Genomic DNA, 19,472 nt, shown 5'->3' on the forward strand with positions numbered 1-19,472 from the left:
TTAACTCCATTTTAGGGACTTGTATGGTAGCAATTATTTCAACACTTGTGCTATAAACGCGGCAATTATACGTTAAATAATTGGGATTACTAATATGACCTTTAAAGTAGACTTTAAGGTACGCGACTATGAATGTGACCTACAAGGTATTGTAAATAATAGTGTTTATTTTAATTATCTGGAGCACGCTCGTCATGAGTTTTTATACGCACAGGGTGTTGATTTTGCACAACTTGCTAAAGATAAAATTAACTTAGTGGTACTTCGCAGTGAAATGGATTACAAGCAGTCTTTAAAGCCAGCGGATGAATTTTATGTAGCAGTAGAGCCTGTACGCATTAGTCGCCTTAAATTTGCGTTTAAACAAACGGTAGTTCGCAAATTAGACGAAAAAGTGATGCTCAATGCCTTAGTAATAGGTACGTCGGTTAACGAGAAAGGTCGTCCATTTTTACCACCACAGATAGATAACTTATTCCAAGCAATTGCTTAATTCCAAATAGTACTGCTTTTAAATTAGCTTAGAACAAAAATTTACATTTAAAACATGCATTTTTAACGGATAAACCTGACAAATATTGATACTATTACACTAATTAGACAATAAGTTAGTAGTAACATGAAATTAGCAGCAATACCGATGCTTGTAATCGGTTTATGTGTTGGTTGCGCATCAACAGGGACAGTTACCACTGAGCAGCTAAAATATACACAATGGCAATTATCAAAGGTTGATGGTTTGGCCATTCCCGCATCTTTTAAAGCATCAATGAGCTTTATAGAAGCGCTACAAATAAATGGCTTTGCCGGATGCAATAAGTTTTTTGGTGAAGGTTCGCTTGAAGATAGCAGCTTGAGCGTAAGTAAATTAGGTATGACACGCAAATCATGCGGCCCTGAACTGGATGAGTTTGAACAGCAGTTTTTACAAGCGCTTAAGCAAGGTGCCGAGCTTAACCTGCAAGACCAAAAATTGGTGATGCAAGGCGAGCAAAAATTTGTGTTTATCCCTAAGTAAATTTTACACATTTTGAAAAACAGCCCCTTGCGGGGAATTTTCAACTGGCGTACACTCATAGCAGATTTGATTAAAACATTATCAAATCAACGAACAATTTAACTACTTGTCGGAGTGCCTAAGTTTTATTTAGGCTGAGATCGCGAAAGCGGGATCCGTGAACCTGATCAGGTTAATACCTGCGTAGGGAACAAGCTGCCTAAACGGGACGCTTGTGCGTCTTTTTTTATGCGTACAACAACATCAAACCCGTCAATTTAGGCTGCAAAGTGGCATAAAGCTACTTTACGATCTTTCTCTATTCCATCGGAATATCTGGCAAGACAACCCTTAAGCAATGAGGTAAGTCATGTCAAACACTACAAAAAAATCGTCGCGCCGAGAAACTCGTGCTGCTGCATCTGACTATATTTATAACCTAACGGGTCAACCATTTCCAAGCTCTCATAAAGTGTATGTTGAAGGAAGCCTGCAAGGCGTGCGTGTGGGTATGCGCGAAATAACATTAAGCGATACATTCATAGGTGGCACAGATGAAAACCCCGTGTATGAGCCAAATGCGCCGCTGCGTGTTTACGATACATCAGGCCCGTATACCGATCCTGAGTTTAAATTAGATGTACGTAAGGGGCTTAATAAATACCGTGAACAATGGATTGAGAGCCGTAATGATACCGAAGTACTCGGGTCGGTAACCTCACAGTTTGCACAGCAGCGTATGGCTGACGACGGGCTAGATCATATTCGCTTTGAACACCTTCCAAAAATACGCCGTGCAAAAACGGGTAAAAATGTCACCCAAATGCATTATGCTCGCCAAGGGATTGTTACCCCAGAAATGGAATATGTTGCGATACGTGAAAACATGGGGCGTGCGCAAATACGTGAAGAGTTACTAGCTGCGCAGCATAAAGGGGAGTCGTTTGGCGCGAGTATTCCTGAGTTTATTACTCCTGAATTTGTTCGCGATGAAATTGCTCGTGGGCGCGCTATTTTACCTAATAATATTAATCACCCAGAAACTGAACCTATGATTGTTGGTCGCAACTTTTTAGTTAAAGTAAATGCCAATATTGGTAATTCATCAGTGGGTTCATCTATCGAAGAAGAAGTTGAAAAAATGGTGTGGTCAACCCGTTGGGGTGCCGACACCGTAATGGATTTATCAACAGGGCGTTACATTCATGAAACCCGTGAATGGCTGGTGCGTAATTCGCCAGTCCCTATCGGTACGGTTCCAATTTACCAAGCACTTGAAAAAGTAAATGGCGTAGCAGAAGACCTCACCTGGGAAATATTTCGCGACACCCTGATTGAACAAGCAGAACAAGGCGTTGATTACTTTACCATTCATGCTGGTGTGCTGCTGCGTTATGTGCCAATGACAGCAAAACGCGTAACCGGTATTGTGTCACGTGGTGGCTCAATTATGGCTAAATGGTGTTTAGCACACCACAAAGAAAACTTCTTATACACACACTTTGAAGATATTTGTGAAATTTTAAAGCAATACGATGTGTGCTTTTCACTCGGTGATGGTTTGCGCCCGGGTTCAATTGCCGATGCGAACGACGAAGCACAATTTAGTGAGCTACGTACTTTAGGAAAGCTGACTAAAATAGCTTGGAAGCATGATGTACAAGTGTTCATAGAAGGCCCTGGACATGTGCCTATGCATATGATCAAAGCGAATATGGATGAACAGCTTAAGCATTGTGACGAAGCCCCGTTTTATACTTTAGGTCCACTGACCACAGATATTGCCCCGGGGTACGACCATATAACCTCAGGGATTGGTGCAGCGCAGATTGCTTGGTATGGCTGTGCGATGTTGTGTTACGTAACACCTAAAGAGCACTTAGGGTTACCTAATAAAGAAGATGTAAAAGAAGGCCTGATTACTTACAAAATTGCCGCACATGCGGCCGATTTAGCCAAAGGCCACCCAGGTGCACAGGAGCGAGATAACGCGCTATCAAAAGCGCGCTTTGAGTTTAGATGGCATGACCAATTTAACATTGGTTTAGACCCGGTTCGTGCTCGTGAATATCATGATGAAACATTACCGCAAGAATCAGGCAAAGTGGCGCATTTTTGTTCTATGTGCGGCCCTAAATTTTGTTCCATGAAAATAACCCAAGAAGTACGCGACTACGCAAAAGATCTAGAAGCGCGCGGTATTGATCCTAATAACGTGGGCGATGCCATTGAAATAAAAATGGTTGATGTAGAAGCCGAGATGAAAGCTAAATCTGAAGAGTTTAAACAAACAGGCTCAGAGATTTACCACAAAGCAATATAAAATAGATTGCGGGTTGCGAGCATCGAGTAGCGAAATGTTTATCTTAGCATCTTGTTGCTCGAAGCCAGAGACCCGCAGCTCGCAGCTAAATGTAGGAGTGTTTATGTTTTATGACATTGCTGTGGTGGGATTTGGTTTAGCGGGGCGGTTGGCGGCGCTTGAGTTAAGTAAGCAGCACCGTATTACTGTATTTGAAGCTGATGATGAGCATACCCAAAATAGTGCGGGTAAAGTGGCGGCGGCTATGCTGGCACCGCTAGCTGAATCGGTTATGTGTGAACATGATTTAGCGCTATTGGGAGTGGATTCTATCACTCGATGGCCTGCTATTTTAGAACAACTAAATAGCGAGGTATTTTTTCAACAGCAAGGTACCCTAGTGGTTGCTCATCCGCAGGATAAAGGCGACTTACAAAGCTTTGCACAGCGAATCAAGCCGTTACTAAATTTTAGTGCTGAAGCAGTCAATGCGCAGCAAATTGAGCAACTAGAACCTGAACTGGCTGGTCGATTTAGCCAAGGCCTATTTTTGCCCGGTGAAGCGCAGATAGATAACCAAGCCTTTTACAAAGCCAGCTTTAGGTTGCTAAATAAGCGCAAAGTAAAGTTTGTATTTAATCAGCGCGCCAGCATCTTTGATAACAAAGTGAATAATCGAGAGTTTGATTACATTATTGATTGCAGAGGGCTTGGAGCCAAACAAGAACAGCCCCTTCGAGGCGTGCGCGGGGAAGTGGCAAGACTCTATGCACCCGAGGTTAATTTATCTCGGCCAGTGAGGTTAATGCATCCGCGTTATCCTATTTATATAGCACCTAAGCCGAATCATGAATATGTGATTGGTGCCACCGAAATTGAGTCTCAAGATAATGGGCTGGCAACGGTGCGTTCAACGTTGGAGTTACTTTCAGCCGCTTATACAGTGCACAGCGGTTTTGCCGAGGCTCGACTGTTAAATATTCAAACCGGGCTTCGCCCTGCGTTTAGCGATAACTGCCCACAAGTTACACAACTGGGGCAGGTAATTAGTATTAATGGATTATACCGCCATGGCTACATGCTCGCGCCGAGTTTAGTTGCTGATGCTGTTGCCAGAATAGAGTGAAGAATGATGGATATAATAATTAATGGTAAAGCGCTCACCCTAACAAGTAGCGAACTAAAACAGTGTTTAATTGAGTATGGTGCTAAAGCACCGTTTGCAGTAGCCATTAATGGCCAGTTTGTACCTCAAGAGCAACATGCTAACTACACACTTAATGATGGTGATTGCATTGATGTGTTATCTCCGATTCAAGGAGGGTAACCATTATGTTACCTCCCGATAATATCACTATTTATGGCGAGCAATTTTCAAGTAGATTACTGATTGGCTCTGCGCTTTACCCATCTCCCGCGACGATGACTAAAGCAATTAATGCTTCAGGAGCGGATATTGTTACTGTGTCTTTACGTCGCCAGCAAAGCGCAGCTGCAGGAGATGATTTTTGGCAACTTATAAAGAATACAGGGCTCAAAGTTTTACCTAACACAGCAGGATGCCACAGTGTTAAAGAGGCCATTAATTTAGCTAAAATGTGTCGAGAAGTATTTGCTACCGATTGGATTAAGCTGGAATTAATTGGCGATGATTATAACTTACAGCCAGATCCTTTTGCTCTGCTTGAAGCCACTGAGATTTTAATTAAAGATGGGTTTAAAGTACTGCCTTACTGCACCGATGACTTAGTGCTTTGCCAGCGTTTAGATGAATTAGGCTGCGAGGTGCTAATGCCATGGGGCGCGCCAATTGGTACCGGTAAGGGATTATTAAATAGTTATAACTTAAAGGCGATACGGGAGCGTTTACCTAACAGCACATTAATTGTTGATGCTGGGTTAGGTTTACCATCGCATGCCTGCCAAGCCTTAGAATTAGGGTATGATGCGGTATTATTAAATTCAGCCATAGCGGGCGCGGGTTGCCCTATTACCATGGGACGTGCATTTAAAGCAGCGGTTGAAGCAGGGCGCTTTGCTTATAACGCCAAAGCAATGCCAGAAAAAGACGTTGCGGCCCCATCAACCCCCACAATGGGTATGCCATTTTGGCATCAAACGTAAAAAATTAGGAAGTAGGTCATTATGAACAATGTAGTATGGACGATTGCGGGCTCAGACTCCGGCGGTGGCGCAGGTATTCAAGCTGATATTAAAGCAATGCAAAGCTTTGGTGTGCACGGTTGTACTGCGATTACCGCACTAACAGCACAAAACAGTTTAGGTGTTGAGGCGATTAATCCCGTCTCTACTGATGTGATTGAGTCGCAGTTATTGGCACTCGAAAAAGACATGAAAGCCAAAGTAATTAAAATTGGTATGTTAGCTAACGTGCAGCAAATTCAATTGATCAGTGAGCATATTAGCCATTACAAAGCGAAGTGGCCAACCCCGCCGGTGATTGTGTACGACCCTGTGGCTATTGCCTCAAGCGGTGACGTACTAACAGAAGAAGACACTGTAAGCGCGATTAAAGAATGCCTATTACCGCTGGTGGATGTAATTACCCCTAATACCCATGAAACACAGTTATTAACAGGTGTGTATTTAATTGGCCCCGCAGCAATTAAAGAAGCAGCAAGCAAACTAATGGCATGGGGTGCCAAAGCGGTGGTTATAAAAGGCGGGCATTGGGATTACCCAAGTGGTTACTGTATTGATTACTGCTCACAAGGTGGTGAAGAGTACTGGTTGGGTAATGAAAAAATTCAGGTTCCGCACAATCATGGCACTGGCTGTAGTATGGCGTCTGTTATTGCTGCATGTCTTGCAAAAGACTATCCGTTAAAAGATGCGTTTATTTTAGCTAAAGCCTATATAAACCAAGGTTTAAAGCAATCAGTTCGCTATGGCGAGGGGATAGGGCCGGTTGCACAAACGTCGTTTCCGACTGACCTAGCGCATTACCCTCAAGTGATTGAAGCGGGTAGTTGGTTGGGTGATGAGCTAGATTTTGATGTACCGCTTGATTTTAATATGGCAGCTGACTTTGCTGCGTGTGAAAGCAAAGCGCTTGGCGCTTATGCGGTAGTCGATAGTGTAGAGTGGTTAGAAAAATGCTTACAAAATGGTATTAAAACAGCGCAGTTAAGAGTTAAAAATAAAAGCGAAGATGAGCTGGAACAATTAGTCGCAAGCGCGGTCGCTTTGGGTCAGCAATACAGTGCGCATGTGTTTATTAACGATTACTGGCAGCTGGCAATTAAACATGGCGCCTATGGTGCGCATTTAGGACAAGAAGACATAGAGAACGCCAATTTAGCAGCTATAAAAGAAGCAGGCCTGCGACTTGGGCTTTCTACCCATGGCTTTTATGAAATGCTTCGGGCGCACAATTACCGCCCAAGTTACATGGCCTTTGGCGCGATTTACCCTACCACCACCAAAGACATGACAGGCCAAATTCAAGGGCTTGAAAAGCTAACTCGGTTTGTGCCACTAATGCAAAGCTATCCTACAGTGGCTATTGGCGGAATTGATTTAGACAGGGCGCAAGAGGTTGCTAAAACGGGCGTGGGCAGTGTGGCCGTGGTACGTGCTATTACCGAGGCTGATGATTATGTAGAGGCAATCAATACCTTAAAATCGGTGATAAATGAGAATGCCTGCTAACATGCAAGCGCAGCAACTGAGCGACAAAGAAACTCTGCGCTATAGCCGTCACTTATTATTAAAAGAAGTGGGGCTTGAAGGGCAGTTAACACTTAAAGAGGCAACCGTTGCTGTGGTAGGTGCAGGCGGGCTAGGAAGTCCTGCGCTACTTTATTTAGCAGCGGCTGGCATTGGCACACTAATATTAATTGATGACGATGCCGTTGAACTATCTAATTTACAGCGGCAAATACTTTATAAAGTGAATCACTTAGGGCAGCAAAAAGTAAATGCAGCAGGAAAGGTGCTTGCGAGCCTTAATAATCAAATAAACATAGTGACTCACTCGCAAAAGTTGAGCGCTGCTAACAGTGATGCACTATTAAATAACGCCGATATTGTACTTGATTGCTCTGATAACTTTGCGACTCGTTACACCGTCAATCGTTTTTGCGTAAACAACAAAATACCATTAATTTCTGCAGCAGCGCTAGCAACTCAAGGGCAATTAATGGGCTTTGACTTTAGGCAAACAGATAGCCCTTGCTATGGCTGCGTATTTCCACACAGTGATGCTAACCCTGTTGTTAATTGCGACAATGCGGGCGTTATTAGTCCCTTACTTGGGGTAATTGGCTCTATGCAGGCACAGCTAACTCTTAATATGTTGTTAGGTCATTTTGGGGGGAGTGTGTTTATAACCTTTGACGCATTAAGCTTAAAGCAACAGCATTTTAAGATGGCTAAAAATTTAGCGTGTAGAGAGTGTAGCAGTATGAGTAAAGAGTAGCTTCGCTTTTAACGTCGCAAGCTCTACGTCTACAAAAACACCGTGATTATAGAAAATAAACACGGTGTTTTTTAATCTCAACCAGACAACTGGTACTATTTATTAATCATCAATTTTTGCAAACGCAGTGCCTAAACGGGTGACTGTTTCAGGGCGTTGATCATCAAAAATATCGGCTTTATCTGCACCCCATGCAAGCACAACTGTTGAGCCTAATTTAAAGCGACCCATTTCTTCCCCTTTTTTAAGGTTAATCGCGTTTTCGCCTTTAGTGGGGTAATTCCAGCTAAACACATCACTGCCAGCTGGTGGAGTGACTGTGCCAGCCCAAATAGTTTCTATGCTAGCAACAATGGTTGCGCCTACAAGGACCATAGCAAGCGGGCCAATTTCAGTTTCAAAAATTGCTACTACACGTTCGTTACGGGCAAATAAATTCGGTACGTTTTGCGCGGTAAGTGGATTTACTGAAAATAAATCGCCCGGTACGTAAATCATTTTGCTTAACGTGCCATCAATTGGCATATGAATACGGTGGTAGTCTTTTGGTGCCAAGTAAATAGTTGCAAATTTACCGCCTAAAAACGGCGTTGTGTCGTCTTGTGAGCCACCTAGCAACGCTTGTAAGCTGTAATCATGGCCTTTAGCTTGGATTAGTTGGCCGTCAACAATATCGCCAAGTTGACTGATTGCGCCGTCAACAGGGTGAATAATAATATCGTCATCTTCAACCATAGGACGAGCACCGTCTTTTAATGGGCGGGTAAAAAATTCATTAAAGGTTTTATAGTGAGCTGGATCAGAATATTTAGCCTCACTCATATTTATTTTGTATTGTTTAATGAATAATTTAATTAATGTTGTGGTTAATGCGCCCGCTTTTGCAGCTGCAAGCTTACCTACTACACGAGAAATAAAGTGCTTTGGCATAGCATATTGCATGGCGATTTTAAATTTATCTAAACTCACAGGTTTTTCCCTAATTATACGCGAGGCGCACGCGCGCCGGCACGGCCATCGGCCATGGTTTCTAAAATACGATGATAGCTTTCAAAACGTAACTTTGAGATATCGCCATCAGCGACTGCTTGCTGAATTATACAGCCAGGATCGTTTAAGTGTTTACAGTCCCTAAAACGGCATCCACCTATAAACTCTCTAAATTCTTTAAAGCACCACGTGACTCGTTCAACATCTAAATGCCATAAACCAAACTCACGAATACCCGGTGAATCTATTAAGTTACCGCCACTTGGTAAATGATGCAGACGCGATACTGTCGTGGTGTGCTGGCCTAGACCGCTGTTTTCAGACACTTCTTTAGTCAAAATTTCAGCATCCGGCAGCACAGTGTTAACTAAGGTAGATTTACCCACACCACTTTGGCCAACAAAAATATTGTTTTTGCCTACAAGTACTTCTTTTAATTCATTAATGCCTTCGCCGGTTATATTACTAACTAGCAGCACCTGATAATTAAGTTTACGGTAAATATCGAGTATTTGTTGTATGTCGTTTAAACCAGCTTCATCAATTAAATCAATTTTATTAAGCACTAAAATTGGCTCAATGCCCATGTCTTCGCAGGCAATTAAATAGCGGTCGATAATGCTTGGCGTAAACTCTGGCAGTACCGCTGAAACCATTAAAATTTGATCTATATTAGCGGCAATAACTTTTACACCGTCGTAAAAATCAGGGCGCGTTAACTGTGAACGACGTTCTTGAGTTGCTTCAATAACACCCGCTAAATCGCCTTCACTTACTTTTGCTCGACGAAATAATACCTCATCGCCACATACTAAATTCGATACGGTACGGCGAATATTACAGCGAAGAACATCGCCATTTTGCGTTTCTACATCGGCATGTTGCCCAAAGCGGCTAATGACAATCGCATTTTCCACTTGACCTAAATTATCTGTTTGCCACTCTTGCGCACCCGCTTTCGCTGGTTTTGCGTCGGCATTGCTTAAACGCTTTTGATGGTTAGCCTTGATCCTACGGGATTGGCCTTTACTTAATTTTTTCTGTTTTGCCACTTGAGGCCTATAACCTGAGTTAAATGCCGAGTTTGCTAAAAAAAGCTTTAGCTCGACGGTTGATGCTAATATGATATATCGAAATGCGTTGGATCTAAAGAAAAGCACCGTTTAAGGTAATTATGACTATTAATAAATCAAATTTAATTTGGCTCGATCTGGAAATGACCGGACTTGAACCAGAGACTGACAAAATACTTGAAATTGCAACTGTTGTCACTGATGCTGATCTGAATATATTAGCCGAAGGCCCAACGATTGCCATTCATCAAAGTGATGAACTACTTGATGGTATGGATGAGTGGTGTACAACTCAGCATGGCAAATCTGGACTAACGGCACGCTGTAAGGCAAGCACGTTTAATGAAGCTTATGCCGTGGAACAAACACTTGCGTTTTTAAAGCAATGGGTGCCAGCGGGTGCTTCACCTATGTGTGGTAACTCGATAGGCCAAGACCGCCGCTTTATGAATAAGTATATGCGCGAGCTTGAAGACTTTTTTCATTACCGTAATTTAGATGTCAGTACCATTAAAGAACTTGCTCGTCGTTGGAAACCAGATGTGCTGGCTCAAGTGAATAAAAAAGGGTCGCATTTAGCGTTAGATGACATTAAAGATTCGATTATGGAATTAAAGGTTTACCGAGAAAAGTTTTTTAATTTATAAAAAATACTTGCAAAGCCCCCTAATTATTGTAGAATCCTGCCCCGCTCAAGACGATAACCCCCGCGGGGTTAGTGTGTTTGAGCTTAGGTTAAAAGAACTGGTTTAATATTGATAGAACCTAGAACCTAGAACCTAGAACCTAGAACCTAGAACCTAGAACCTAGAATGCGGCACTAGCTCAGTTGGTAGAGCGCGACCTTGCCAAGGTCGAGGTCACGAGTTCGAGCCTCGTGTGCCGCTCCAATTTCTCACCAAAAGAAATTGTAGTTCAAGATAAAAGGTTAAAATTGATAGAACCTAGAACCTAGAACCTAGAACCTAGAATTAAATGCGGTACTAGCTCAGTTGGTAGAGCGCGACCTTGCCAAGGTCGAGGTCACGAGTTCGAGCCTCGTGTACCGCTCCAATCTTATTTACTTTCCAGATATTCATTCTCAAATAGCAAACAATAACCCACACGCGAATCATTATAAATTTAATTTATGTAACTTTTTGAAATGTTCAATGTGTGCGAATGATCTATGTTGTAAAACCTAAAACCTAAAACCTAAAACCTAAAACCTAAAACCTAAAACTTTTCGCCTTGCAAAGTTGCAATAATACGTCTTGAACCGCCATGATCACGGTGCTCACCTAAGTATATTCCTTGCCAAGTTCCTAGCGCTAACTGACCATCACTAATCGGTATAGTTAACTCACAACCTAAGGTACTGGTTTTTATATGGGCAGGCATATCATCATCGCCCTCATAGTCATGGCGATAATAAGGCTGGCGCTCTGGAACAAACTGATTAAAGTGGCTTTCCATATCCATGCGTACCGTTGGATCCGCGTTTTCGTTAATAGTTAAGCTGGCTGAGGTGTGTTGAATAAATAAGTGTAATAAACCAACTTTAAGCTGGCTCAGTTGTGGGAGGTGAGTAAGTATGTCGTTATCAATTAAATGAAAGCCTCGCGAGCGAGGCTTTAATGTAATCGTAGTTTGCGACCAGCTCATAGCTTATCGAAACTCACTTCAATATTTGCATTACCTGCGTCACTGGTAAATGGCATAAGAATTTTTTTGCCGTCACTTTTATGCGTAATGGTGTGGTTTGTACCAGAGACAACGATGGGAGTTGCCATGGCAAAGTCATAGCCTTTTTCCCCTAATAAATTCTTAGCTCCACCGGTAACCATATTGGTTATTTCGCCAACCATGTCAGTTACTTCTTCATTTATACTGTCTGGTCGCTCACCTAACATACGTTCCATAATAGTCAGTGCTAAACTCTCGTCGAAGGTAATTGAAAATGAACCACGAGTTTGCGGACCGACCATACCAATTAATCCCGATACATCACCACAGGCTATCTCATCGGTTTTAATACGCGGCTTGCCTGGTTTTAATTGAGTTTGAGCCATAGTGCTCAATACATTCATCAAAGAAGATAAAAAGGGATTAATGAACTCTACATTCATGTTAGATATCCTTAAATTGGTACTGATAAAGGTTATACGTAAAGTATAGCTATAGTCGCTGAGCTATGCTCGACAAGAGTCACATTTACCATGCGCTTCTATTGTTTGCCCTGAAACGACAAAGCCACTTTCAGCTGCTAAGTTATTGAGCTCATGTGAAATTACTGTTGAATGCAGCTCTTTAACAAAACCGCAGCTATCACAAATTAATAGCTGAACAGGATGAATATGATCAAAATGATGACACAGCATAAATGCATTGGTGCTTTCAATTTTATGAATAAAACCGAGTTCGGCTAAAAAGTCTAAAGCACGATAAATTGTTGCAGGTTTAGCACCTGTTTCAGTGACTTTTAATTGTTCAAGTAAATCGTATGCACCCACACCACCTTGGGCACTGGCTAATAAACGAAATACCTTTTCGCGAATTGGTGTGAATCGCGCACCACGGTTGTCGCATACTTGTTTTGCTTTACTTACGAGTGATTCTATATTCATCTTCTCTCATCCTTACGCTGCCGTGATATACTAACATACTGTATTGTAGTTGCAGCGTTTTATTAATTGATTTTGTCCAAAGGTATTCATTAATGCATGAGCTATTAGCTATATTTATTTTCTTTTTTGCGGTTATTGATCCAATAGGCACCATCCCGGTTTTTATCGCTGTAACTCGGGGAGATGACGACAAGTTTAAGCGTAAAGTGATTTTTAAGGCCGTGGGTGTATCTGCTTTAGTGCTGTTATTTTTTGTGGTTGCTGGCGAGCAATTATTGAATGTGATTGAGATTCCGCTCTCGGCATTTCAAATAGCAGGTGGTTTAATTTTATTAATTTTTGCGCTCTCCATGACCTTTGGTGAAAGTAAGCCCGAAGCTGAAATTAAAAGTGTTAGAGACAGCACTGAAACCGCTATTTTTCCGCTCGCTATCCCTTCAATAGCCAGTCCCGGTGCCATGTTAGGTGCGGTATTAATGACGCGCAATGAGGAGTATACCTGGGTTGAGCAAATGATTACCTCATCAATGATGTTAGCTGTTTTAGTGGTGGTACTGATTTTGTTATTACTTGCTACGCATGTACATAAAATAATAGGCGATAGTGGAGCGAGTATTATTAGTCGAATCATGGGGTTAATTTTAAGCTCAGTCGCGGTGACTAATATTTTAAACGGTATTGCGCAATACTTTGGCTTGCAAGTGTTTGCTTAATATTGCTGCGCATAGGGCTTTTGTGTAAAATGCAGCGCCTTTTAAGCTGTGCTTAAATTATAAATTTTTGAGGATCACATTTTGGATAAACGTACTTTAAATCGACGCTTTTCTGTTGCCCCTATGCTCGATTGGACTGATCGCCACTGTCGTACGTTTCATCGTAAAATGACAAAACACACCGTGCTCTACACTGAAATGATCACTACAGGCGCTATTTTATTCGGCCGCGGTGACTACTTGCATTTTAATCAGCACGAAGGTCCTGTGGCATTGCAATTAGGAGGATCCGATCCGCAAGCGCTAGCGCAGTGTGCCAAGCTTGCTGGTGAGCGTGGTTATGATGAAATAAACCTTAATGTAGGTTGTCCGTCAGATCGTGTGCAAAATGGACGTTTTGGTGCCTGTTTAATGGCTGAGCCTAATTTAGTTGCAGAGTGTGTTGCTGCAATGAAAAGTGAAGTGAATATTCCGGTTACGGTTAAAACTCGTATTGGTATTGATGAGCAAGATTCTTATGAGTTTTTATGTGCTTTGATAGAGGCTTCACATAAAGTTGGCTGCGATGACTTTATTATTCATGCCCGTAAGGCATGGCTAAAAGGGTTGAGCCCGAAAGAAAATCGCGAAGTTCCTGAGCTTAACTACCCCCGCGTTTACCAGCTTAAAAAAGATTACCCACAACTTGATTTAAGTATTAATGGTGGTGTTAAAACCATTGAGCAAAGCCTTGAGCATTTACAGTACATAGACGGGGTTATGGTTGGCCGAGAGGCTTACAGTAATCCATTTATGCTTAATGAAGTAGATGAAAAAATTTATGGTGATGCAGCTAACACTCAGTCTCGACATGATGTTGTACGCTCTATGTATGATTACATTGAAGAAGAGATGCGTTTAGGGGCTAATTTTTGGCATGTTGCTCGCCATATGTTGGGTATTTTTCAGGGGCAACCTGGTGCGCGTGGTTTTAGACGCCACTTATCTGAAAATGGTCATGGCAAGCAAGCTGATTTAAGTGTTATGGATAAGGCACTAAGCTACGTACCCGAGTAATGTTAATTTAATGCAATTGGCGTAACAGATCCTCTGTATAGAAAAAGTCACCTCAGGTGGCTTTTTTTGATCCCAAATTTTAGTCAAAAATGTAATTTATTAGCCAATTCGACTTAATTTCATTCAGTGACTAGTCATTAACTTACCCGCCAAAAATGATTTAAATTATTGATATTTAATGAAAATAAAATAATGTTAAGTTATTGGCATAACTCTTGGAATCCTGTTGATGTATAAATAAAAAATCATCAGGAGAATAACATGGGTATATTTAATCGCGTAAACGACGTCATTCAAGCAAATATCGTAGCTATGCTTGATAAAGCCGAAGATTCAGAAAAACTACTTAATTTGATGCTAACCGAAATGCAGGAGGCACTTAATGAGTGTCGTAGCACCGCGGCAGCACTATTATGTGAAGAAAAGAATATCAAGCGTCAAATAAGCAATAAACAACAAGCGCTCACAAATTGGCAATTAAAGGCCGAACATGCCATTGCAAAAAATCGTGACGATTTAGCTAAATCAGCATTAGCTGAAAAACACACAGTTGAAAAAAACATAGAATGCTTACAAACACAGCTTGAGACATTGCAGCAATCAATTGTAAAAATCACAGAGGATTGTGAGCGCCTACAGCAAAAAATGACACAGGCTAAAGCTAAGCAAGCACAACTTGTAAAGCGTGAAAATGTGGTTGAGGCAAGAGCAAAGATAAATACTCAGCTGCAGAGCGATAAAGTGGCCACTGCTTTATCACGATTTGAGCAAATTGAGCGCCGCGTTGAGAGTGTTGAATCGCAAGTTGAAGCGTATGAACTAACAGATACAGCGAGCAATACGGCAATGCAAATTGAGTCACTGGTTAAAAACGAAAAAATTGATGCAGAGCTGGCAAGTTTAAAAGCGAGTTTAAACACCGCTGATAAACAAACAGCCTAAGGAGATTGTTATGAATAATTTTAATACATATCGTCGTTGGTATAAAAATACACTTAACAAAAAATATCGGGTGTCTGTAGTGGGTTAGCTTATCGATTAGACTTTCCGGTATGGTCTACTCGCTTAGTCACCGTTTTATTATTTTTAAGTTTTCCGTTTGCAGTGGCGCTAGGTTATTTAATCGCACACTGTTGTCTTGAAGAAAAAGCAGTGTAAGGAGAGCAACATGAAAACTTTCGCCGTATGCCTACTTATTGTTACATTATTTTTAATTAATAGCGGTTCGATAATTCATTTTGATGTATGGCAATTTCCGCTGTGGATTTCAGATATTAGTTGGACAGGTATTGAGCTCATTGGGGCGTTAGTCGGCATTATTGTTGTTATTGCGATTGCTGCTTTGGTAACCATGGGGCTTGTTGGCGCGGCGATGGTGGCACTGGCTGGAACTATATTAGCCTTTTTATTCGGATCATTGATGATTGCTTGGCCATTATTGTTTGTGGCAGGGTTATGCTGGTTAATCGCAGATAACAAAAAAGTGGCTTCTTAAACTTAAATTAGCTGCCTAATATTAGGGAATTATGATAAATTTGGACTATATTTTTATATTTTAACAAGGATTTTACTGATGATTAAACAATGTATTTTAAGTGCAAGTGCATTATTGATGGGTGTTTTTTCGTCTTCGTTATTGGCGCATGAAGGACATGAACACGATAGTGTCGTTGCGCAATTACAAGTAACGCATGCGCAAGTAAGAGAGTTTTTACCTGCCACTAAAGCGAGCGTGGGTTATTTTAGTATTGAAAATCACAGTAATGTACCGGCAACACTCATAAGAGCGACCATAGATGGTTTAGGTCGTGTTGAGATTCATGAGAACGTCCACGCTGATGGTATGATGAAAATGCAAAAAGTAGAATCATTGCTTATTAAAGCTCACCAGCAACTCGATTTTAAGCCTGGTAGCTATCATTTAATGGTGTTTGAACCACAAGAGCCGTTAAAAGTAGGTCAAGAACGCAAACTCACGCTATATTTTGAAGATGGGAATCGAGTGTTCACTAATGCAAAAGTAGTTTCGTTAGCATCGCAAGCTGAGCCGGTAAAAGCATCGAAAGATCATAGTCATCATTAGGGGGATAAATGTCACAGCATAAAGGAAAAATAATAACGGCATTGGTATTATTGTTTGTCGTATTTTACGCTATTGCAGTTTACTGGAGCATAGAGCCTGCACGTTTTGATGTGGTACAAAATGCAAAACAACAAGCACAGTTGCGTAACGAGAAACCAGTAACAGGCTATGTAACCACTTCAACGCTTATCACTGTCTCTGATACTCTTTTAACTAAGTCAGGTGGTTATTTATCAAATGATGTGCTGCCACCGAGCGTAATAATGGACAACATGCCAGCTTGGGAGTATGGCGCGTTGGAAATGGTGCGTGATTTAGCATTATCAATGCGAAAAGATTTTAGTCGTTCACAGTCACAATCAACTGAGCACGAAGCGCTTAAAAAAGCACAACCACAATTTAATATCAGCTCTGAAGCATGGGCATGGCCGAGTGCTGAGGGCGAATATCAAAAGGGCATTGATTACTTATTAGTATACCGCTCTCAAATTGCGAATCAGCATGAGCGCGATAGCCAATTTTACTCACGTGCAGATAATTTACGCAGTTGGTTAAAAGAAGCAGAAAAACGCTTAGGTAGCCTAAGCCAACGTTTGAGTGCGAGTGTAGGTCAAGATAAGGTAAATACCGATTTAGCCGGCAACTCTTCAAATACTCAAGCCACTTATACGCCATTGCAACAACAAGTAAAAACATCGTGGTGGGAAATTGATGATGTATTTTATGAGTCACGCGGTGCTACTTGGGCTTTACTGCATTTTTTACAAGCGGTTGAATATGATTTTGCCGAAGTGCTTGATAAAAAGAACGCTCGTGTTAGTTTACAACAAATTATACGCGAGCTTGAAGCGACCCAAGAAACCGTTTGGAGCCCAATGATTTTAAACGGCAACGGGTTCGGTTATGTCGCCAACCATTCACTCGTTATGGCAAATTATATCTCTAGAGCCAATGCGGCACTGATTGAACTTAGCGAATTATTAGCGCAAGGATAAAAAATGAAAAAGTATTGTATAGCAGCAGCCTTATCAATGGCATGTTTAGCACCTGTAGCACAAGCCGACACTGTATTGGGTTTGTATGTAGGGGTTGATGGTTGGAAAGCCGATAATGACGGTAGCTTTTCTGATAATAATAACGCCCTACAAAACTTCAATTTTGAAGATGAGACTTTTGTTAGCTATTACGCCGCACTTGAGCATCCGGTTCCATTAGTGCCAAACTTAAAGCTAAAATACACTGAGCTTGAACTAACCGGTTCAACGCGACTGGAAGATACATTTACTTTCAATGGCACTGATTATGTTGTAGGCACTGATGTTAATTCAGTTACTGACTTATCGCACATTGATTATATTCTTTACTACGAGATTTTTGATAACGATTTAATCTCGATTGATTTAGGTATTAATGCTAAGCAGTTTGATGGTGAGCTTGTGGTAACAGGTACATCACAACAAGGTGGCGCTAACTTCACTGAAATTGAAGAGTTCTCAGGTGTGGTGCCTTTAGCATACGGCCGTTTTGAAGCGGGTTTACCGTTTAGTGGTTTAAGTGTTTTTGCTGAGGGTAGCTTTTTAGCCATTGACGATAGCAAAGTACAAGATTACCAAATGGGTATTGCTTGGGAGTTTATTGATAACCTAGCCGTTGATGTTGCGGTTAAAGCGGGCTACCGCTCTATGGTTTTAGAACTTGATGATGTAGATGACATTAATACTAATATTGATGCTTCAGGCCCATTTGCGGGCATACAAGTTCATTTTTAAGCACCGATTTTTCTAAAAGCCACCTTGTGTGGCTTTTTTTAGTTATTTTGAAGCGTGCCATACTAATTCAAACTCCCCCTCAAATGCTGCACCAATTAACTGTTTGTACACTTTATTAATTGGGTAATTCATCAGTCTAAACAGTTCATCACCGGTTTGGGTAAACTTATAATAACTCAATACTAAGTCGTTACTTTTTGCTTTTAAAGTTAGTTTTTGAGTCAAAAAGGAGAGGGTAATTTCTTGTCCTGCTTTTAATGCAGCGGATTCAATCTCTTTACGGTATAACAAATTTAAATCCATTAAGGTTAATACATCAGGAAAGCTCACACCGCTTTTACCTATGCTTAATGACACTTTATTACCCTTGCCTAATAAATCAAATAACGAGGGTTTTTTGTAATAGCCTAAAAATATTAGGTGACTACTGTCTTTTTCGTTATACCCTGAAATAGACACACACTTTCTTAATGAATCAGCTTCGCGCTGGGTCATGTGTTTGAGAGTTTGTAAGCTTTTTATAGAAAAGGTACCTGGGCTAATGGTTTCGCCAGTAAAAATTTTTGCCCATAATGTTTGCATAGATTGGTTTGAGGTATCTTCACATAAGGCAATAAAGTGCTCCACCCAATCGGCGTCAGGTTGTTTAGCGCAGGCTACATCAGGACAAAATTCCATTGCTAAGGCTAAAATAGTCTCGATATTTTGTTGTTGTTTTATTAGCAGTAGATCTTGTCTTTTTTGTGCTCGAGCTAACACTGAATGCTCGCTATTAATACGATAAAGAGACTTTGCTTTACCCTGCGTATTATAGGTTTTTTCATCAGCTGCAGGTGTATTACTCACTTTTGTGACTGAGTAACCTAACAGTGACTCAATAATATTGGCAAGTTTAATTCTGGCTTGTGCGGTTTTGACTGTCATGACTTTCCATTATTGCTTGTGCATCACTGAGCTGGGCTACCGTCTTTAGGTTATTTAGCCCAAGAGTGACTATATTGCTTAATATATTTTCAGCAAATATAGCAACATAGCCAGAAATGAGTGGCACCGTTGCTTGCCCTTCAATATGCCACGTGACGGTTTTTGTATGCGGGCTAAATAGTAATCGGCTAGTAATAATATGTTCTTGATTAAATAACACACTAAATACAACTTCATTGGCGCTCAATGATGATATTGTCATTTCGCCATTGCCCCACTTACCTTGCCAAGACTGATAGGCGCCTGCCCCAGAACTTGGTTCACCAATACTAAATTCAATGTTGGGATCTATTTGCTGCCACGGCGACCATTTGTACCACTGCGTAAAATCTTCCACTAATGACTTTATAACAGGAGGGCGGGCATTTATTTTAATGCTTTTTTGCACGTGATAGTTTTGTGGTAAAAGTAACCCCACAACAACAAACGCCAACAGTAAGATGGCTGAAAACTGCATT

23 protein-coding genes, 2 tRNA genes, 1 pseudogene and 1 riboswitch are annotated in these 19,472 nt (G+C 41.2%); of the genes and pseudogenes, 19 read left to right on the forward strand and 7 right to left on the reverse strand.

The genetic code is table 11. The annotated features are described in order from the left end of the window. The first annotated feature begins 94 nt into the window (after positions 1-94). The 8 genes from P20439_RS05225 to P20439_RS05260 all read left to right on the forward strand — a co-directional run bounded on the left by P20439_RS05225 (position 95) and on the right by P20439_RS05260 (position 7,740). Positions 95-493, forward strand: coding sequence for a thioesterase family protein (locus P20439_RS05225; protein WP_008465083.1), 399 nt, complete (start codon positions 95-97; stop codon positions 491-493). Positions 494-619: 126 nt separating this feature from the next. Further along, entirely contained in the window at positions 620-1,018 is a 399-nt protein-coding gene (locus P20439_RS05230; protein WP_013463956.1) for an META domain-containing protein, read from the forward strand. Between the two features lie 100 nt (positions 1,019-1,118). After that, a riboswitch (TPP riboswitch) is annotated at positions 1,119-1,225 on the forward strand. Positions 1,226-1,367: 142 nt separating this feature from the next. Next, positions 1,368-3,320 (forward strand): phosphomethylpyrimidine synthase ThiC, encoded by a 1,953-nt coding sequence (gene thiC, locus P20439_RS05235; protein ID WP_008465086.1) that lies wholly within the window; start codon positions 1,368-1,370, stop codon positions 3,318-3,320. Positions 3,321-3,423: 103 nt separating this feature from the next. Further along, positions 3,424-4,425: an FAD-dependent oxidoreductase gene (locus P20439_RS05240; RefSeq protein WP_008465088.1), complete on the forward strand. Its 1,002-nt coding sequence runs from the start codon at positions 3,424-3,426 to the stop codon at positions 4,423-4,425. 6 nt (positions 4,426-4,431) lie between these two features. Further along, on the forward strand, positions 4,432-4,626 hold the full coding sequence (gene thiS, locus P20439_RS05245; protein ID WP_036932961.1) for a sulfur carrier protein ThiS: 195 nt from the start codon (positions 4,432-4,434) through the stop codon (positions 4,624-4,626). A gap of 5 nt (positions 4,627-4,631) precedes the next feature. Next, the gene (locus P20439_RS05250) at positions 4,632-5,423 is read left to right on the forward strand and encodes a thiazole synthase (RefSeq protein WP_008115481.1); all 792 of its coding nucleotides are present in this window, start codon (positions 4,632-4,634) and stop codon (positions 5,421-5,423) included. 21 nt (positions 5,424-5,444) lie between these two features. Further along, positions 5,445-6,971, forward strand: coding sequence for a thiamine phosphate synthase (gene thiE, locus P20439_RS05255; RefSeq protein ID WP_008465091.1), 1,527 nt, complete (start codon positions 5,445-5,447; stop codon positions 6,969-6,971). Next, positions 6,955-7,740 carry a HesA/MoeB/ThiF family protein gene (locus tag P20439_RS05260; protein ID WP_008465093.1) on the forward strand — a complete coding sequence of 262 codons (786 nt, stop codon included), beginning with the start codon at positions 6,955-6,957 and terminating at the stop codon, positions 7,738-7,740. The genes thiE and P20439_RS05260 overlap by 17 nt, the downstream gene beginning before the upstream one ends. 102 nt (positions 7,741-7,842) lie before the next feature. Here P20439_RS05260 and asd read toward each other — a convergent pair whose 3' ends face one another. Together asd and rsgA are read right to left on the reverse strand one after the other, a co-directional pair. Next, positions 7,843-8,709 carry an archaetidylserine decarboxylase gene (gene asd, locus P20439_RS05265; protein WP_008465096.1) on the reverse strand — a complete coding sequence of 289 codons (867 nt, stop codon included), beginning with the start codon at positions 8,707-8,709 and terminating at the stop codon, positions 7,843-7,845. A 14-nt stretch (positions 8,710-8,723) separates the two neighbouring features. Further along, positions 8,724-9,782: a small ribosomal subunit biogenesis GTPase RsgA gene (gene rsgA / locus P20439_RS05270; RefSeq protein ID WP_008115488.1), complete on the reverse strand. Its 1,059-nt coding sequence runs from the start codon at positions 9,780-9,782 to the stop codon at positions 8,724-8,726. A 122-nt stretch (positions 9,783-9,904) separates the two neighbouring features. Between rsgA and orn the strand changes: the two genes are divergently transcribed. The 3 genes from orn (at position 9,905) to P20439_RS05285 (ending at position 10,856) form a co-directional block, all read left to right on the forward strand. Then, a complete protein-coding gene (orn, locus tag P20439_RS05275) occupies positions 9,905-10,450 on the forward strand; it encodes an oligoribonuclease (protein ID WP_008465098.1) in 546 nt (181 codons plus the stop codon). Between the two features lie 167 nt (positions 10,451-10,617). Further along, a tRNA-Gly gene (locus P20439_RS05280) sits at positions 10,618-10,693 on the forward strand. A gap of 87 nt (positions 10,694-10,780) precedes the next feature. Beyond that, positions 10,781-10,856, forward strand: a tRNA-Gly gene (locus tag P20439_RS05285). 162 nt (positions 10,857-11,018) lie between these two features. On the opposite strand, the gene P20439_RS05290 is transcribed toward P20439_RS05285, so the two are convergent. The 3 genes from P20439_RS05290 to P20439_RS05300 all read right to left on the reverse strand — a co-directional run bounded on the left by P20439_RS05290 (position 11,019) and on the right by P20439_RS05300 (position 12,409). Next, a complete protein-coding gene (locus P20439_RS05290; RefSeq protein WP_008115492.1) occupies positions 11,019-11,447 on the reverse strand; it encodes a secondary thiamine-phosphate synthase enzyme YjbQ in 429 nt (142 codons plus the stop codon). Continuing rightward, positions 11,444-11,911 carry a chemotaxis protein CheX gene (locus P20439_RS05295; RefSeq protein WP_008465100.1) on the reverse strand — a complete coding sequence of 156 codons (468 nt, stop codon included), beginning with the start codon at positions 11,909-11,911 and terminating at the stop codon, positions 11,444-11,446. The genes P20439_RS05290 and P20439_RS05295 overlap by 4 nt, the downstream gene beginning before the upstream one ends. Positions 11,912-11,974: 63 nt before the next feature. Continuing rightward, the gene (locus P20439_RS05300; RefSeq protein WP_008115496.1) at positions 11,975-12,409 is read right to left on the reverse strand and encodes a transcriptional repressor; all 435 of its coding nucleotides are present in this window, start codon (positions 12,407-12,409) and stop codon (positions 11,975-11,977) included. A 92-nt stretch (positions 12,410-12,501) separates the two neighbouring features. Here P20439_RS05300 and P20439_RS05305 point away from each other — a divergent pair, with 92 nt between their 5' ends. From P20439_RS05305 to P20439_RS05335, 8 genes and pseudogenes are all read left to right on the forward strand, one after another. Continuing rightward, on the forward strand, positions 12,502-13,122 hold the full coding sequence (locus P20439_RS05305) for a MarC family protein (protein WP_008115498.1): 621 nt from the start codon (positions 12,502-12,504) through the stop codon (positions 13,120-13,122). Positions 13,123-13,245: 123 nt separating this feature from the next. Continuing rightward, on the forward strand, positions 13,246-14,178 hold the full coding sequence (gene dusA, locus P20439_RS05310) for a tRNA dihydrouridine(20/20a) synthase DusA (protein WP_036932963.1): 933 nt from the start codon (positions 13,246-13,248) through the stop codon (positions 14,176-14,178). Positions 14,179-14,439: 261 nt separating this feature from the next. Beyond that, entirely contained in the window at positions 14,440-15,120 is a 681-nt protein-coding gene (locus P20439_RS05315) for a PspA/IM30 family protein (RefSeq protein ID WP_008115503.1), read from the forward strand. A 10-nt stretch (positions 15,121-15,130) separates the two neighbouring features. Then, positions 15,131-15,336 (forward strand): annotated as a pseudogene (locus tag P20439_RS18150) (PspC domain-containing protein). A 10-nt stretch (positions 15,337-15,346) separates the two neighbouring features. Beyond that, the gene (locus P20439_RS05320) at positions 15,347-15,673 is read left to right on the forward strand and encodes a hypothetical protein (protein ID WP_008465103.1); all 327 of its coding nucleotides are present in this window, start codon (positions 15,347-15,349) and stop codon (positions 15,671-15,673) included. Between the two features lie 78 nt (positions 15,674-15,751). Further along, positions 15,752-16,261 carry a copper chaperone PCu(A)C gene (locus P20439_RS05325; RefSeq protein WP_008115506.1) on the forward strand — a complete coding sequence of 170 codons (510 nt, stop codon included), beginning with the start codon at positions 15,752-15,754 and terminating at the stop codon, positions 16,259-16,261. An 8-nt stretch (positions 16,262-16,269) separates the two neighbouring features. Further along, positions 16,270-17,256, forward strand: a complete 987-nt coding sequence (locus P20439_RS05330) for a DUF2333 family protein (protein ID WP_008115507.1) — start codon at positions 16,270-16,272, stop codon at positions 17,254-17,256. A 3-nt stretch (positions 17,257-17,259) separates the two neighbouring features. Next, positions 17,260-18,030, forward strand: a complete 771-nt coding sequence (locus P20439_RS05335; RefSeq protein ID WP_008115508.1) for a TIGR04219 family outer membrane beta-barrel protein — start codon at positions 17,260-17,262, stop codon at positions 18,028-18,030. Between the two features lie 42 nt (positions 18,031-18,072). Here P20439_RS05335 and P20439_RS05340 read toward each other — a convergent pair whose 3' ends face one another. Both P20439_RS05340 and P20439_RS05345 read right to left on the reverse strand, forming a co-directional pair. Beyond that, a complete protein-coding gene (locus P20439_RS05340; RefSeq protein ID WP_008115509.1) occupies positions 18,073-18,954 on the reverse strand; it encodes a TIGR03899 family protein in 882 nt (293 codons plus the stop codon). Further along, on the reverse strand, positions 18,923-19,471 hold the full coding sequence (locus P20439_RS05345) for an SRPBCC family protein (RefSeq protein ID WP_008465106.1): 549 nt from the start codon (positions 19,469-19,471) through the stop codon (positions 18,923-18,925). The genes P20439_RS05340 and P20439_RS05345 overlap by 32 nt, the downstream gene beginning before the upstream one ends. Position 19,472 lies beyond the last annotated feature (1 nt).

It is taken from the genome of Pseudoalteromonas sp. BSi20439, from assembly GCF_000241165.1.
In the GTDB taxonomy this organism is placed as follows: domain Bacteria; phylum Pseudomonadota; class Gammaproteobacteria; order Enterobacterales; family Alteromonadaceae; genus Pseudoalteromonas.

What these genes read in the sequence shown, in the direction of transcription:
- P20439_RS05225 (WP_008465083.1), top strand. Translation starts at nt 95, where the DNA reads ATGACCTTTAAAGTAGACTTTAAGGTACGCGACTATGAATGTGACCTA.
- P20439_RS05230 (WP_013463956.1), top strand. Translation starts at nt 620, where the DNA reads ATGAAATTAGCAGCAATACCGATGCTTGTAATCGGTTTATGTGTTGGT.
- thiC (WP_008465086.1), top strand. Translation starts at nt 1,368, where the DNA reads ATGTCAAACACTACAAAAAAATCGTCGCGCCGAGAAACTCGTGCTGCT.
- P20439_RS05240 (WP_008465088.1), top strand. Translation starts at nt 3,424, where the DNA reads ATGTTTTATGACATTGCTGTGGTGGGATTTGGTTTAGCGGGGCGGTTG.
- thiS (WP_036932961.1), top strand. Translation starts at nt 4,432, where the DNA reads ATGGATATAATAATTAATGGTAAAGCGCTCACCCTAACAAGTAGCGAA.
- P20439_RS05250 (WP_008115481.1), top strand. Translation starts at nt 4,632, where the DNA reads ATGTTACCTCCCGATAATATCACTATTTATGGCGAGCAATTTTCAAGT.
- thiE (WP_008465091.1), top strand. Translation starts at nt 5,445, where the DNA reads ATGAACAATGTAGTATGGACGATTGCGGGCTCAGACTCCGGCGGTGGC.
- P20439_RS05260 (WP_008465093.1), top strand. Translation starts at nt 6,955, where the DNA reads ATGAGAATGCCTGCTAACATGCAAGCGCAGCAACTGAGCGACAAAGAA.
- orn (WP_008465098.1), top strand. Translation starts at nt 9,905, where the DNA reads ATGACTATTAATAAATCAAATTTAATTTGGCTCGATCTGGAAATGACC.
- P20439_RS05290 (WP_008115492.1), bottom strand. Translation starts at nt 11,447, where the DNA reads ATGAGCTGGTCGCAAACTACGATTACATTAAAGCCTCGCTCGCGAGGC.
- P20439_RS05295 (WP_008465100.1), bottom strand. Translation starts at nt 11,911, where the DNA reads ATGAATGTAGAGTTCATTAATCCCTTTTTATCTTCTTTGATGAATGTA.
- P20439_RS05300 (WP_008115496.1), bottom strand. Translation starts at nt 12,409, where the DNA reads ATGAATATAGAATCACTCGTAAGTAAAGCAAAACAAGTATGCGACAAC.
- P20439_RS05305 (WP_008115498.1), top strand. Translation starts at nt 12,502, where the DNA reads ATGCATGAGCTATTAGCTATATTTATTTTCTTTTTTGCGGTTATTGAT.
- dusA (WP_036932963.1), top strand. Translation starts at nt 13,246, where the DNA reads ATGCTCGATTGGACTGATCGCCACTGTCGTACGTTTCATCGTAAAATG.
- P20439_RS05315 (WP_008115503.1), top strand. Translation starts at nt 14,440, where the DNA reads ATGGGTATATTTAATCGCGTAAACGACGTCATTCAAGCAAATATCGTA.
- P20439_RS05320 (WP_008465103.1), top strand. Translation starts at nt 15,347, where the DNA reads ATGAAAACTTTCGCCGTATGCCTACTTATTGTTACATTATTTTTAATT.
- P20439_RS05325 (WP_008115506.1), top strand. Translation starts at nt 15,752, where the DNA reads ATGATTAAACAATGTATTTTAAGTGCAAGTGCATTATTGATGGGTGTT.
- P20439_RS05330 (WP_008115507.1), top strand. Translation starts at nt 16,270, where the DNA reads ATGTCACAGCATAAAGGAAAAATAATAACGGCATTGGTATTATTGTTT.
- P20439_RS05335 (WP_008115508.1), top strand. Translation starts at nt 17,260, where the DNA reads ATGAAAAAGTATTGTATAGCAGCAGCCTTATCAATGGCATGTTTAGCA.
- P20439_RS05340 (WP_008115509.1), bottom strand. Translation starts at nt 18,954, where the DNA reads ATGACAGTCAAAACCGCACAAGCCAGAATTAAACTTGCCAATATTATT.
- P20439_RS05345 (WP_008465106.1), bottom strand. Translation starts at nt 19,471, where the DNA reads ATGCAGTTTTCAGCCATCTTACTGTTGGCGTTTGTTGTTGTGGGGTTA.